Source organism: Micromonospora rubida (genome assembly GCF_009908295.1).
Classification (GTDB): Bacteria; Actinomycetota; Actinomycetes; order Mycobacteriales; family Micromonosporaceae; genus Micromonospora; species Micromonospora rubida.
In genome coordinates this window covers 125,704-138,968 of the sequence record NZ_JAAALO010000006.1, presented here as the reverse complement: position 1 = coordinate 138,968, position 13,265 = coordinate 125,704, and the positions used below count along the sequence as shown (strand labels likewise).

The 13,265-nt window shown below is 73.1% G+C and carries 11 protein-coding genes and 1 tRNA gene; 7 read left to right on the top strand and 5 right to left on the bottom strand.

What is annotated here, in order from left to right; genetic code table 11:
- Nucleotides 1–127: 127 nt before the first annotated feature.
- Nucleotides 128–598, top strand: coding sequence for an RrF2 family transcriptional regulator (locus GVV04_RS22475; RefSeq protein WP_161690086.1), 471 nt, complete (start codon nt 128–130; stop codon nt 596–598).
- Between the two features lie 182 nt (nt 599–780).
- Nucleotides 781–1,740 carry a sulfite exporter TauE/SafE family protein gene (locus tag GVV04_RS22470; RefSeq protein WP_161690085.1) on the top strand — a complete coding sequence of 320 codons (960 nt, stop codon included), beginning with the start codon at nt 781–783 and terminating at the stop codon, nt 1,738–1,740.
- Nucleotides 1,741–1,830: 90 nt separating this feature from the next.
- Here the strand turns inward: GVV04_RS22470 and GVV04_RS22465 are convergent, their stop codons facing one another.
- Complete coding sequence (locus GVV04_RS22465; protein ID WP_328822519.1) at nt 1,831–3,279, bottom strand: pyridoxal-dependent decarboxylase; 1,449 nt, start codon at nt 3,277–3,279, stop codon at nt 1,831–1,833.
- 244 nt (nt 3,280–3,523) lie between these two features.
- Between GVV04_RS22465 and GVV04_RS22460 the strand changes: the two genes are divergently transcribed.
- Nucleotides 3,524–5,785, top strand: a complete 2,262-nt coding sequence (locus tag GVV04_RS22460) for a rhamnogalacturonan lyase family protein (RefSeq protein WP_161690084.1) — start codon at nt 3,524–3,526, stop codon at nt 5,783–5,785.
- A 202-nt stretch (nt 5,786–5,987) separates the two neighbouring features.
- Here GVV04_RS22460 and GVV04_RS22455 read toward each other — a convergent pair whose 3' ends face one another.
- Nucleotides 5,988–6,983, bottom strand: coding sequence for an LLM class flavin-dependent oxidoreductase (locus GVV04_RS22455; RefSeq protein ID WP_201753944.1), 996 nt, complete (start codon nt 6,981–6,983; stop codon nt 5,988–5,990).
- 70 nt (nt 6,984–7,053) lie between these two features.
- Nucleotides 7,054–7,533, bottom strand: coding sequence for an Lrp/AsnC family transcriptional regulator (locus tag GVV04_RS22450; protein ID WP_161690082.1), 480 nt, complete (start codon nt 7,531–7,533; stop codon nt 7,054–7,056).
- A gap of 83 nt (nt 7,534–7,616) precedes the next feature.
- Between GVV04_RS22450 and GVV04_RS22445 the strand changes: the two genes are divergently transcribed.
- Nucleotides 7,617–8,795: a trans-sulfuration enzyme family protein gene (locus tag GVV04_RS22445; RefSeq protein WP_161690081.1), complete on the top strand. Its 1,179-nt coding sequence runs from the start codon at nt 7,617–7,619 to the stop codon at nt 8,793–8,795.
- Between the two features lie 42 nt (nt 8,796–8,837).
- Here the strand turns inward: GVV04_RS22445 and GVV04_RS22440 are convergent, their stop codons facing one another.
- Together GVV04_RS22440 and GVV04_RS22435 are read right to left on the bottom strand one after the other, a co-directional pair.
- Entirely contained in the window at nt 8,838–9,587 is a 750-nt protein-coding gene (locus GVV04_RS22440; protein WP_161690080.1) for a transcriptional regulator, read from the bottom strand.
- A 35-nt stretch (nt 9,588–9,622) separates the two neighbouring features.
- Nucleotides 9,623–9,696 (bottom strand) — tRNA-Leu (locus GVV04_RS22435).
- 92 nt (nt 9,697–9,788) lie between these two features.
- On the opposite strand from GVV04_RS22435, the gene GVV04_RS22430 reads away from it, so the two are divergent.
- From GVV04_RS22430 to GVV04_RS22420, 3 genes are all read left to right on the top strand, one after another.
- Nucleotides 9,789–10,409 carry an ANTAR domain-containing response regulator gene (locus GVV04_RS22430; protein ID WP_161690079.1) on the top strand — a complete coding sequence of 207 codons (621 nt, stop codon included), beginning with the start codon at nt 9,789–9,791 and terminating at the stop codon, nt 10,407–10,409.
- A 174-nt stretch (nt 10,410–10,583) separates the two neighbouring features.
- A complete protein-coding gene (locus GVV04_RS22425; RefSeq protein ID WP_161690078.1) occupies nt 10,584–11,780 on the top strand; it encodes a hypothetical protein in 1,197 nt (398 codons plus the stop codon).
- A gap of 266 nt (nt 11,781–12,046) precedes the next feature.
- Nucleotides 12,047–13,213, top strand: a complete 1,167-nt coding sequence (locus GVV04_RS22420; RefSeq protein WP_161690077.1) for a branched-chain amino acid ABC transporter substrate-binding protein — start codon at nt 12,047–12,049, stop codon at nt 13,211–13,213.
- Nucleotides 13,214–13,265: the final 52 nt, after the last annotated feature.

Here is a 13,265-nt window from a genome sequence, read left to right as displayed (position 1 = left end):
ACCGGTATGGTGCCACGACCGCGCCACCGACGGGAGCTGCCCGGCCGGGCGGGCGGACGATGGCGGTTCGACCGTTCGGCCAGGGGTGGCAGCCTGGCCGGTCGGATCGCCGACTAGCCTGGCCGACATGCGTCTCTCCGCTCGGGTCGACTACGCCCTCCGCGCGGCCGCCGAACTCGCGGCGGTCGCCGACGGTGCCGGCGCCGGCCGGGCCCGCCCGGTGACCGCCGAGCAGATCGCCAAGACGCAGGAGATCCCGCCGAAGTTCCTGGAGAGCATCCTGCTGCAACTGCGCCGCGGCGGGATCGTCCACGCCCAGCGCGGCCCCGAGGGCGGGTACTGGCTGGCCCGGCCGGCCGCCGACATCTCCCTGGCGGAGGTGATCCGGGTGATCGACGGGCCGCTGGCGCACGTCCGGGGGCAGCGCCCGGAGCAGCTCGGCTACCTCGGCGCCGCCCGGGCGTTGCAGGACGTGTGGATCGCCCTGCGGGCGAGCGAGCGGGAGATCCTCGAACTGGTCACCGTCGCGGACGTGGCCAGCGGCAACCTTCCCGCGCGGGTCAACGAGCTGGCCGCCGACCCGCGCGCCTGGAGCTGACCGGCGCCACCCGCCACCCGCCACTCGTTACCCGCCACCCGCCACCCGCCACGGATCGCTGGCCGCGCCACGGGTGCGGCCGTCCGGCGCGTCCCATCAACCGATCGGGGACTTGACCCGGGTCGGCCCGTGCCGCATTGTCGACCAAGTCGATAGGAGATGCCGAAAAGTAAGGGGCGCTCGTGCGCAAGCTGCTGGTCCTCGCCCTGGTCGGGCTCGTCGCGCAACTGATCGACGGCTCGCTCGGCATGGCCTACGGGCTGACCTCGTCCACCCTGCTGCTCGTCGCCGGGGTCGCCCCGGCCGCCGCGTCGGCCTCGGTGCACCTGGCAGAGATCGGCACCACGCTCGCCGCCGGGGTGGCCCACTGGCGGTTCGGCAACGTCGACTGGCGGGTGGTCGCCCGCATCGCCGTCCCCGGCGCGCTCGGCGCGTTCGCCGGCGCCAGCTTCCTCAGCGCCATCTCCACCGAGGCAGCCGCGCCGTGGATGGCCGCGATCCTGTTCACCCTCGGCGCGTACCTGCTGGTGCGCTTCTCCCGGCCGCTGCGCGCCAACCGCGCCGCCGGTGGGCTGCGCAACCGGTTCCTCGGCCCGCTCGGCCTGGTCGCCGGCTTCGTCGACGCGACCGGCGGCGGGGGATGGGGTCCGGTCGCCACCCCGGCGCTGCTGGTCTCCGGCCGGATGGAGCCCCGCAAGGTCATCGGCTCGGTCGACACCGCCGAGTTCGTGGTGGCGGGTGCGGCCAGCGCCGGCTTCCTGATCGGCCTCGGCACCGAGGGTTTCCTGCTGCCGACCGTCGCCGCCCTGCTGATCGGCGGCCTGATCGCCGCCCCGATCGCCGCCTGGCTGGTCCGGATCGTCCCCGCCCAACTCCTCGGCGCCACCATCGGCGGCGTGATCGTGCTGACCAACGCCCGCACCCTGATCCGCGTCGGCGGCCTCCCCGGCGGGGCCCAGTGGCTGGTCTACGGGCTCCTCGCCGCCGGTTGGCTCGTAGCGATCGTGCTGGCCGTCCGCGCGTTGCGCCGCGTCCGCCACGCCCGCGCCACGGTCGAGGCAGCCGCCGTTGCCTCGGCTGCCCCGCTGGCGGACGACGCCGCGTCGCGGCCCGTCCCGGTGGCTGCCACCGCCGAGGGCTGACGGGGTTCAGGGCTCAGGGCGTTGCGGGCAGCTCCGTAGGGGCCGGAAGGCGTATCGCCCCCGCGCGTGCCGTCAGGCTGTCGCGGATCTTCAGCCGCCAGCTCCGGGCTCCTCCAGCACCGCCCCCGCGATGGTGGACAGCAGCTCCCATGCCTCGTCCACGTGCGCCTGCGTGGTGAGTGGCGAGCCGACCGCCAGGCGAAGCGTGTAGCGGCCGGCGACCCGGGTGTGGGTGAGGAACACCCGGCCCGTGGCGTTGACCCGGGACAGCAGCTCGGCGCTGGCCCCGTCGCCGGCGGTGAGCCGGAAGCAGACCAGCGAGAACGGGTGCGGCGCGGCGAGCGCGAACCGGTCGTCGGCGCGGACCTGGTCGGCGAACCGATCGGCGAGGGCCACCCCGGAGCGGATGTGCGCCCGCAGACCCTCCACCCCGTACCAGCGCAGCACGAACCACAGCTTCAGGGCGCGGAACCGACGCCCCAGCGGCACCTGCCAGTCCCGGTAGTCGAGCACCGCGCCGGTCTCGGTCGCCGCGTTGTGCAGGTATTCCGGCAGCACCGTCAGCGCCTCGATCAGCTCACTCCGGTCGGCCACCCAGAACGCGTCGCAGTCGAAGCCGGTGAGCAGCCACTTGTGCGGGTCGAAGCAGTACGAGTCCGCGTACTCCAGGCCGACGTGCGACCAGCGCAGCTCCGGGCAGACCGCCGCCGCCCCGGCGTACGCGGCGTCGACGTGCAGCCAGACGCCGAGCTCCGCGCAGATCGCGCCGATCTCCGGCAGTGGGTCGATGGCGGTGGTGGAGGTCGTGCCGATCGTGGCCACCACGATCGCGGGCACGTCGCCGGCCGCCAGGTCCGCCCGGATCGCCTCGCGCAGCGCGTCCGGGCGCATGGCCAGGGTTTCCGGGTCGACGTCGACCACCCGTACCCCGTCGAGGCCCAGCCCGGCGATCCGGGCCGCCTTCTCGATGGACGAGTGGCCCTGGCTGGAGGTGTAGGCGCGGTAGCGGCGGTCGATCCCGACGGCCCGCCACCGGCCTCCGCCAGCCCGGTGCAGCGCGGCGAGGGTGGCCACCAGGGCGGCCGAGGAGGCGGAGTCCTGGATCACACCGCCGCCGCTGCCGGTGGAGCGGAACCGCTGCGGCAGGTCGAGCAGCCCGGCCAGCCAGTCCAGCACCACCGTCTCCAGCTCGGTGCAGGCCGGGCTGGTCGCCCACAGCATGCCCTGCACGCCGAGCCCGGAGCTGATCAGGTCGCCCAGCACACTCGGGCCGGAGGTGTTCGCCGGAAAGTAGCCGAAGAAGCTCGGGTGCTGCCAGTGGGTCAGGTGCGGGGTGACCAGGTCGTCCAGGTCGGCGAGCAGGGCCTCGACCGGCTCGCCGTGCGTGGTCGGGCCGGCCGGCAGCGCGGCTGCCAGCGTCCCCGGCGGGGCGTGCGAGGTGACCGGGAGCTGCCCGAGCGTCGCCCAGTAGTCGGCGATCCAGTCCACCGCCGCGTGCCCGGCCCGGCGGAACTCCTCGGGGTCCATGTGCTCAGCCACCCGCCGAGTTGATCAAATCCAGCCGCCGAGGGCAAGGTCCCGTCCGGGGGTGCTTCCGACGGGCGCGGTCGGCGCGGCTGTTGCCTGCCGGAAAGCGTTGTCCTAGCATTCGTGCAGCGCGGAGTCGAACTACGGACGTCAATTCGTCCCCCACCGCCCCAGCGCGGCGCACCGCCACCGCCGGCCCAGGGCAGGCCGACGGGCATTGCGTCGCCGCGCGTCCGACCTCCCCGGAGGCACGCCCGTGCACCCCAGCAGATCCCGTCGCCGCGCCGCCCTGCTCGCCGCCGCGGCGGCGGCCACCGCACTCACCGCCACCACCCTGACCGCCGGCACCCTCGGCGCCGTGGCAGCCTCGTCCGCCGCCGGCTGCCGCGTCGACTACAAGATCACCAACCAGTGGGGCGGCGGCTTCGGCGCCGACGTCACCGTCACCAACCTCGGCGACCCGGTCAACGGGTGGACCCTCACCTGGTCCTACACCGCCGGCCAGCAGGTCTCCCAGGCGTGGAACGCCACCGTCACCCAGTCCGGCGCCCAGGTCACCGCCCGCGACGCCGGCTACAACGCCGTCATCGGCACCGGCGGCACCGCGAACTTCGGCTTCAACGCCTCGTGGAACGACGCCAGCAACCCCGTTCCGGCGAGCTTCGCGCTCAACGGCACGGCCTGCGCCGGCGGCACCACCCCCACCACCCCACCCCCGACCACCACCCCACCCCCGCCCACCACCCCGCCCCCGACGACCCCGCCCGCCGGGGCAAAGCAGGTGGAGGACCTTGACCGGGGCCTGATCAGCGTCCGTTCCGGCAGCGGGAACCTCGTCTCCTGGCGGCTGCTCGGCACCGAGACCTCCGGGGTGTCGTTCAACCTCTACCGGGGCTCCACCAGGGTCAACGGCAGCCCGATCGCCGGTGCCACCAACCACCTCGACAGCGGGGCCGCAGCCGGATCGGCGTACACGGTGCGGGCCGTGGTGAACGGCGTCGAGCAGGCGGCGTCCGCCCCCGCGCTCCAGTTCGCGGGCGGCTACCTCGACGTGCCGATCCAGCCGCCGGCCGGGGGCACCACCCCGACCGGGGAGGCGTACACCTACGCCGCCAACGACGCCAGCGTCGGCGACCTCGACGGCGACGGCCGGTACGAGATCGTGCTCAAGTGGGACCCGTCCAACGCCAAGGACAACTCCCAGTCCGGCTACACCGGCAACGTCTTCGTCGACGCGTACACCCTCACCGGCACCCGGCTGTGGCGGATCGACCTCGGGCGCAACATCCGGGCCGGCGCCCACTACACCCAGTTCCAGGTGTACGACTACGACGGCGACGGCCGCGCCGAGGTGGCGATGAAGACCGCCGACGGCACCCGCTCCGGCACCGGCCAGCTCGTCGGCTCCTCCTCGGCGGACCACCGCAACTCCAGCGGGTACGTCCTGTCCGGCCCCGAGTACCTGACCGTGTTCAACGGCCAGACCGGCGCGATCCTGTCCACCGTCGACTACGACCCGCCGCGCGGCACCGTCTCCTCCTGGGGCGACAGCTACGGCAACCGGGTCGACCGGTTCCTCGCCGGCACCGCGTACCTCGACGGCCAGCGCCCCTCACTGATCATGGCCCGGGGCTACTACACCCGCGCCGTCATCGCCGCCTGGGACTTCCGCAACGGCACCCTCACCAGGCGGTGGACGTTCGACTCCAACACCTCCGGCAACTCCGCCGCAGCCGGCCAGGGCAACCACCAACTCTCGGTCGCCGACGTCGACGCCGACGGCCGACAGGAGATCGTCTACGGCGCCGCCACCATCGACGACAACGGCCGACTGCTCTACTCCACCGGCAACGGCCACGGCGACGCCCTGCACGTCGGCGACCTCGACCCGGCCCGCGCGGGCCTGGAGGTCTTCAAGGTCGACGAGGACGCCAGCAAGCCCAGCTCCTGGTTCGCCGACGCCCGCACCGGGCAGATCATCTGGTCGACCACCGCCTCCGGCGACAACGGCCGGGGCGTCTCCGCCGACATCTGGGCCGGCAGCCCCGGCGCCGAGTCCTGGTCCTCCGCCGTCGACGGCCTCGCCAACACCCGGGGGCAGAACGTCGGCCGCAAGCCGTCCTCGGCGAACTTCCTCGCCTGGTGGGACGGCGACCCGGTGCGCGAGCTGCTCGACGGCACGAAGATCGAAAAGTATGGCACCGGCGGCGAGACCCGGCTGCTCACCGGCAGCGGCGTCGCGTCCAACAACGGCACCAAGTCGACCCCGGCGCTCTCCGGCGACCTCCTCGGCGACTGGCGCGAGGAGGTCGTCTGGCGCACCAGCGACAGCACCGCCCTGCGCATCTACAGCACCCCGACCCCGACCGGCACCCGGATCCACACGCTGATGCACGACCCGCAGTACCGGGCCGCCATCGCCTGGCAGAACACGGCCTACAACCAGCCGCCGCACCCGGGATTCTTCATCGGGGACGGCATGGGAACCCCGCCCGTGCCGAACATCTACCTGCGCTGAGCGCTCATCGGCAGCAGGGTGGCAGGCACCGGGCCGCAGCCGCGGAATCCGCACAGCTCCGGCCCGGTGCACCACACCGCGGCACCCCCGACCCGTCCCGACCGGGGAGTGCCGTACCACCACCGGAACCAAAGTTACGCGGAGTCCGCGTCGCGGGGGTGACGCTGTTATGAAGACCGTGTTTCGGGCGTTTCCCACAGGTTCACCCGTCCCGGCGCAGCCCGCCCACCACCTCGTCCGCGATCAGCTCGTACGAGCGCACCCGGTCGGCGACGTCGTACACCAGCGTGGTCAGCATCAGCTCGTCCGCGCCGGTGCGCGCCAGCAGTTCGGTGAGCTGCCGGCGTACCGTCTCCGGCGACCCGAGCGCCTGCCCCTCCCGCCGGGCGAGCGCGAACTCCCGCTCCGCCTCCGTGTACGGGTACGCCGCCGCCTCGTCCGGCGTGGCGAGGGGCTCCGGCCGCCCCGAGCGCAGCCTCAGGAACGACAGCGCGCTCGGTCCCGCCAGCCACTCGGCCCGCTCGTCGGTGTCCGCGCAGACCGCGTTCACCGCCACCATCGCGTACGGCTTGTCCAGGAACCGCGACGGCCGGAAGTGCTGCCGGTACAGCGCCAGCGCCGGCACCGTGTTCTGCGCGCTGAAGTGGTGCGCGAACGAGAACGGCAGCCCCAGCAGCCCGGCGAGCTGCGCGCTGAACCCGCTGGACCCCAGCAGCCAGATCGCGGGTTGCAGGCCCCGCCCCGGCGTGGCCGTGATCGGCCCCGGCCGCTCCCCGGAGAAGTAGTTCATCAGGTCCGCCAGCTCCCGGGGGAACCCCTCGGCCGACAGCCCCTCCATCGTCCGGCGCAACGCCAGCGCGGTGACCTGGTCGGTCCCGGGGGCCCGGCCGATCCCCAGGTCGATCCGGCCCGGGTGCAGCGCCTCCAGGGTGCCGAACTGCTCGGCCACCACCAGCGGGGCGTGGTTGGGCAGCATCACCCCGCCCGAGCCCAGTCGGATCGTCGAGGTGTTCGCCGCCAGGTGCGCGAGCAGCACCGCCGGCGCGGAACTCGCGATCGCCGGCATGTTGTGGTGCTCGGCCACCCAGAACCGGCGGTAGCCCAGTTCCTCCGTGCGCCGGGCCAGCTCGGTGGTGTGCCGCAGGGCCGCGCCGGCGGTGGCGCCGGCCGCGACCGGGGCAAGATCAAGAACAGACATCGGTACGTTGATCACGCGATCGTCCAACCCGCCCCGTGCCGGAATTGTTCCCCTCGCCGGGTACGTGTGCTCAACCCATCCCGCGCGCCTGCTCGAAGATCAGGCTGGTCTGGGTGTGCTGCACCGCCGGGTCCACCGCGAGATGATCCAGCACGAAGTCCCGCAACGCGTCCCCCGAGGCCGCCCGCACGTGCAGCACGTAGTCCTCCGCGCCCGCCACGTGGAACACCGACACCACCCCGGGCAGCCGCACCGACCGGGCCCGGAACGCGTCCACCGCCGCCCGCTCGTGCGCCGTCAGCCGCACCGACACCAGCGCCTGCAACGGCAGCCCCACCGCCGCCGGGTCAACCTCGGCGTGGAACCCCCGGATCGCGCCGCACTCCCGCAGCGACCGGGTCCGGGTCAGGCAGGTCGACGGCGCCACCCCCACCCGGTCCGCCAGGGCGTTGTTCGGCAGCCGGCCGTCCGCGGCCAGCTCGGAAAGGATCGCGCGGTCGACGTCGTCCAGGGCGGCGAAGGGCCGCACATCATTCGGTGCGAGGGGCATTCACCTATCCTGCTCCGAATCATCGCGTTGTCAAAGACCGACAAACAGAATCTTCTGCGATTCTATTGCCGATTGCCGCCCTGATGTTCGACCCTTCCCGCATGACGACCGTGGACACCCGAGCAGTGCACGCCGGCCGCGCCGACCTGGCCGCCCTCGGCGTCCACGTCCCACCCATCGACCTGTCCACCACGAACCCCCTGCCGTCGGTCACCGACGGCGGTGACGCGTACGAGCTCCTCGCCACCGGGGGCACCCTCCCGCCCGGCGGCAGCGCCGTCTACCAGCGCCTCTGGAACCCCACGGTGGCCCGCTTCGAGACCGCCCTCGCCGAGCTCGAAGGCACCGCCGCCGCCGTCGCCTTCGCCAGCGGCATGGCCGCCCTCACCGCCACCCTCCTCGCCGCCACCCGGGACGGGAAGCGCCACATCGTCGCCGTCCGGCCCCTCTACGGCGGCACCGACCACGTCCTCGCCACCGGCCTGCTCGGCACCGAGGTCACCTGGGCCCACCCCGACGGCGTCGCCGCCGCCATCCGCCCCGACACCGCCCTCGTCATCGTCGAGACCCCCGCCAACCCCACGCTCGACCTCGTCGACATCGCCGCCCTCGCCACCGCCGCGGGCGACGTGCCCCTGCTCGTCGACAACACCGTCGCCACCCCCGTCCTCCAGCAACCCGCCCGGCACGGCGCCGCGCTCGTCCTGCACAGCGCCACCAAGAGCATCGGCGGCCACGGCGACGTCCTCGCCGGGATCGTCGCCTGCGACGACCAGTGGGCCGCCCGGCTGCGCCAGGTCCGCGCCCTCACCGGCGCGATCCTGCACCCCCTCGGCGCGTACCTGCTGCACCGCGGCCTCCAGACGCTGCCCGTGCGGGTCCGCGCCCAGTCCGCCGGTGCCGAGAAGCTCGCCGGCTGGCTCGCCCGCCACCCCGCCGTCGCCCGCGTGCACCACCCCGGCGTCGACGACCCCGCCGGGCTCGTCGGCCGGCAGATGGCCGGCACCGGCAGCCTGCTCGCCTTCGAGGTATTCGGCGGCGCGCCCGCCGCGGCGGCCGTCGCCGGGGCCTGCCGGCTGATCACCCACGCCGTCTCCCTCGGCGGCGTGGACACCCTGATCCAGCACCCCGCCTCGCTCACCCACCGGCCGGTCGAAGGCGACGCCAAGCCGGTCGGCGGCCTGCTGCGGATCTCCGTCGGCCTGGAGGACCCGGAGGACCTGCGGGCGGACCTGGAGCAGGCGCTCGCCGCGCTCGCCTGACCGGCGGGTGCCACGTTCCGGCTGACCGGCGAGCCCGCCCGTTCAGGACTTCGGGCCGACGTGCCGGTCCAGCGCGGCGACCGCCTCGCGCCGGGCCACCGACAGTGAGTTGCGGCGGTTCATCCGAAAGGCGACGCCGAGCAGGCACAGCGCCCACTGGCAGAGCCCCATGATGTCGGCGGACTCGTTCGTGAACATGTAGCGGGGATAGACGTAGGCCCGGCCGTGCGCGGTCACCCGGTTGGCGAACCGGCAGCCGTCGGAGTGGAAGAGGCCGCGAACGAAGTCGCCGGGGTGGGCGGTGACGACCTCGCGCTGCCAGTCGGCGAGGACGATGGGCCGCTCGTGCTTCTTTCCCGGCCCGTGCTGCGGAAGCAGGCAGGGCCAGTGGGCACCGCTGCTCTCCACCGAGACACAGCCACGCTTGGGGATCCTCTGCACCTTCGCGGCGAGCACGGCGAGCATCGCCTGCTCGCACGAGTCGATCAGACCGGGATAGACGGTGGTGCAGGCGATCCGGAGAACTGGCGCCTTCGCGGACGTGACCAGGTGCCCGTCGCCCAGGTACAGGCCGAGCAGATAGGCGTAGGACGTCGGGTCCGTCAGCTGGTTGACCTCGGGTGAGCAGCGGAAGCAGCGCTTCGCCGTGCCGACGACGGCCCGTTCGGGGCGGTCGACGCACCAGTGCCACACGGTCATGTAGGGCAGCGAGAGGGAGCGGGCCACCGACCGCATGTTGTGGCCCTTCGCGCGAAGTTCGCGGGCCCGGGCCCGCACGTCGGGTGGATGCACCCACCCATCTTCGAACGCCTGTATGACAACTTCTGTGCCCCCGGTGGGACTCGAACCCACACTGTCGGAGGTTTGAGCTCCGTCTCTCTTCCGATTGGAGTACAGGGGCTTCCACGGTTCGGCCCCGACAGCCTACCCACTACGCTAGGGACGGCGACACCCGGCACGGCGGTGTCGGGCACAGACTGGTGGGAGTGGCTCGTGGCCGAGACGCAGACGGATGCTGAGCGCAGGCGGGTGTTGATCGCCGAGGACGAGGCGCTCATCCGGCTGGACCTGGCCGAGATGCTGGTCGAGGAGGGCTACGACGTCGTCGGCGAGGCCGGCGACGGCGAGACGGCCGTCCGGCTCGCCGAGGAGTTGAAGCCCGACCTGGTCATCCTCGACATCAAAATGCCGATCATGGACGGGTTGGCCGCCGCCGAGCGGATCGCCGGCGCCCGGATCGCCCCGGTGATCATCCTGACCGCGTTCAGTCAGCGTGACCTGGTGGAGCGGGCCCGGGCGGCCGGCGCGATGGCGTACCTGGTGAAGCCGTTCCAGAAGAGCGACCTGGTGCCGGCGGTGGAGATCGCGCTGTCCCGGTACTCGGAGGTCGCCGCGCTGGAGGCCGAGGTCGCCGGCCTGACCGACCGGCTGGAGATCCGCAAGACCGTGGAGCGCGCCAAGGGCGCGTTGATGACCACGTACGGGATGACGGAGCCGCAGGCGTTCAAGTGGATCCAGCGCACGGCGATGGACCACCGGCTGACCATGAAGGAGGTCGCCGAGCGGATCCTCGCCGAGACCGCCGACGGCGCCCCGCCCCAACCCACCCCCTGACCCCCACCCCCACCCCCCAACCCCGAGTCGCACTTTCACGGAATGAGTGGCCATCCCGCGCGGAATGGCCACTCATTCCGTGAAAGTGCGCGGGGAGGGAGGGGCGCGGGGAGGGAGGGGCGCGGCGCGGGTGGGGGGTCCCCGGTGGTGCGGTTGGTCGATACGATCGCGTCCATGCCTTCTCGGCGTCTGCGGGCGATGCCCGGCGTGGTGGCCGCGTGTGCGGTGCTGTTGGCCGGGTGCTGGTCGGCGCCGCGTCCCGCGCCGGAGCCGGCCCCGCTGCGCCCCGACTGGCGGGCGGTGACCCTGCCGACGCCGCCGGGCGCTCCGGGGCGGCTGCTGCTGCGTGACGCGGCGGCCTGTGGTGGGCGCTGGTTCGTGGTGGGCGCGGTCGCGGACGCGGCGGGCGTGACCCGGCCGGCGGCGTGGTCCAGCCCGGACGCGGCGGCGTGGACCCCGCTGCGGCTGTCGGCGCGCAGCGGGTACGGCGCGGAGAACGTGCTGAGGGCGGTGGGCTGCCGGGACGGCCGGCTGGCGGCGGTGGGCGCGAAGAGCGGCGGGGTGCACGGCAATCCCCGGGTGAGCACGTGGCGGCAGCTCGCCGACGGCTCGGTGGTGGAGGTGCCGGCGGAGTTCGAGGTGTTCGGCGGCCCGGACGCGGTGAACGTGGGGCGGATCGCGGGCGGCCCGCAGGGCTGGGTGATCGCCGGTAACCGGGGCACCGGTGCGGCGGCCTGGTCCTCAGTGGACGCGGGGGAGTTCCGGCTGGTCAGCGGCGTGCCACCGCTCGCGTCGGACGCGGCGGGGCGGACCTGGGCGGCGGACGTGGCCGCCGGAGCGTCGGGTTGGGTGCTGGTGGGTTCGTCGCGGGCGCCGGGGCGGCTGGACGGTGACCCGGCGGTGTGGACGTCGCCGGACGGCCTGGGCTGGCGGCGGGAGCCGCTGTCGGGCGCGGGCGCGCCGGGTGATCTCCAGCGGGTGGTCCGGGCGGGGGAGCGGCTGGTCGCGGTGGGCAGACGCGGTGACGGCGTGGGGGCCTGGATCGAGGGGCCCGGTGCGGCGGGAGCGGCCCGGGCCGGGTGGCGGCCGGGCGGGGTGCTGGAGCGGGCCGGGGGCGCGTCGGCGCAGGTGGCGGGCCTGGCCGCGGTGGACGGCGGGTTGGTCGCGGTGGTCCTGTCCGGGGCGGGCGGGGCGGCCTGGTTCTCGACGGATGGTGGCGGCTGGTCGCCGGTGCTGGCGCCGGCCCCGTTGCCGGTGGGGGCGGACCGGTCGGTCGCGGTGGCCGGGGCGGGGGACCGGGTGCTGCTGCTGGTGGATGGAGCGGGGGGCGCCGGGGTCTGGTCGGCGCGAATGCCGGGCGGGCCCGGGTGAGCGTGCCTGCGGTTTGTTTCCGGACAGTGTCGGATGTCCGCTTTCGCCCTTTGTCGTGGGTGTGTGTTACAGCACTTCGGTGAATCTGGCCACTCAACGTAACGGTTAGGTCAACCCCGCTTCCTAGGTCTTACGGCGTGCCCTGCCGGTGGGATAACGTCCCGCCCCAGACCGGGTACGCGGTCGGTTCGATCCCCTCCAGCAAGAGCCAATTTCCACATTGCGGCGGGTGATTCGGGCCTTCGGACGGAGGAGGGGTACGAGCCGTGAGGCAGAAGCTCGCACGGGTGCTGGGTGGCGTGGCCATCAGCGCGCTCGTTTTCAGTAGCGCGGCCGCGTGTAAGGCCGACAGTGGCACCGAGGAGGGCGGCAACTCCGCCGCCTGTGGCCTCAAGATCGGCTTCTTCGGCCCGCTCACCGGCGACGCCGCGGGTCTTGGTATCCACATGCGCAACGGCACCAAGCTGGCGATCGACCAGTACAACAAGGACAACGCGGACTGCAAGGTCAACCTCGAGCAGTACGACTCGCAGGGCGACCCGGCCAAGGCCCCGCCGCTGGCGCAGCAGGCGGTGGGCGACGCCAAGGTCGTCGGCCTCGTCGGCCCGGCGTTCTCCGGCGAGTCCGAGGTGGGCGGCCCGATCTTCGACGCGGCCGGTCTGCCGGCCATCACCCCGTCGGCGACCAACCCGACTCTGACCACCAAGGGCTGGAAGGTCTTCCACCGGGGCGTCGGCAACGACACCTCGCAGGGCCCGGCTGCCGGTCGCTACATCAAGAACGTGCTGAAGGCCGAGAAGGTCTACGTCGTGGACGACCAGTCGGCGTACGGCACGGGCCTGGTGGCCGAGGTCAAGAAGGTCCTCGGCTCGGTCACCGGCGAGGACAAGGTCCAGGTCAAGCAGACCAACTTCTCCGCGGTCGTCACCAAGATCGTCGGCAGTGGCGCGACCGCCCTCTTCTTCGGTGGGTACTACACCGAGGCGGGCCTGCTGCTCAAGCAGCTCAAGGGCGCCGGCTGGAAGGGCACCATGGTCGCCGGTGACGGCGTCAACGACGCCCTCTTCATCAAGGTCGCCGGCCAGGCGGTCGCCGAGGGCACCATCCTGACCTGCCCCTGCGCCCCGGCCACCGCGGCCAAGGGCACCTTCGTGACCGACTACAAGGCGGCCTTCGAGAACGCCGAGCCGGGCACCTATGCCGACGTGTCGTACGACATCGCGAAGATCTACCTTGAGGGCATCAAGGCCGGCAAGACCACCCGCGCCGACCTCCTCGCCTTCGTGAAGGCCTACAACAAGGCCGGCACCGCCACCGGTGTGACCTACAAGTTCGAGGCCTCCGGCGAGCTGGACCCGGCCCAGGTGGTGGTCTGGGCGTTCAAGGTCAACGCGGGCAAGGTCGTTCCCGACATCGAGATCCCGAAGGCCTGACCGGTACTCCGGTCCCGCCAAGGGATATCCATACGATGCGGCCGGGAGTCAT

Bases quoted from the DNA above. Each gene is read 5' to 3' on its own strand.
- GVV04_RS22475 (WP_161690086.1), top strand. From the start codon at position 128: ATGCGTCTCTCCGCTCGGGTCGACTACGCCCTCCGCGCGGCCGCCGAA.
- GVV04_RS22455 (WP_201753944.1), bottom strand. From the start codon at position 6,983: ATGTCTGTTCTTGATCTTGCCCCGGTCGCGGCCGGCGCCACCGCCGGC.
- GVV04_RS22450 (WP_161690082.1), bottom strand. From the start codon at position 7,533: ATGCCCCTCGCACCGAATGATGTGCGGCCCTTCGCCGCCCTGGACGAC.
- GVV04_RS22445 (WP_161690081.1), top strand. From the start codon at position 7,617: ATGTTCGACCCTTCCCGCATGACGACCGTGGACACCCGAGCAGTGCAC.
- GVV04_RS22425 (WP_161690078.1), top strand. From the start codon at position 10,584: ATGCCTTCTCGGCGTCTGCGGGCGATGCCCGGCGTGGTGGCCGCGTGT.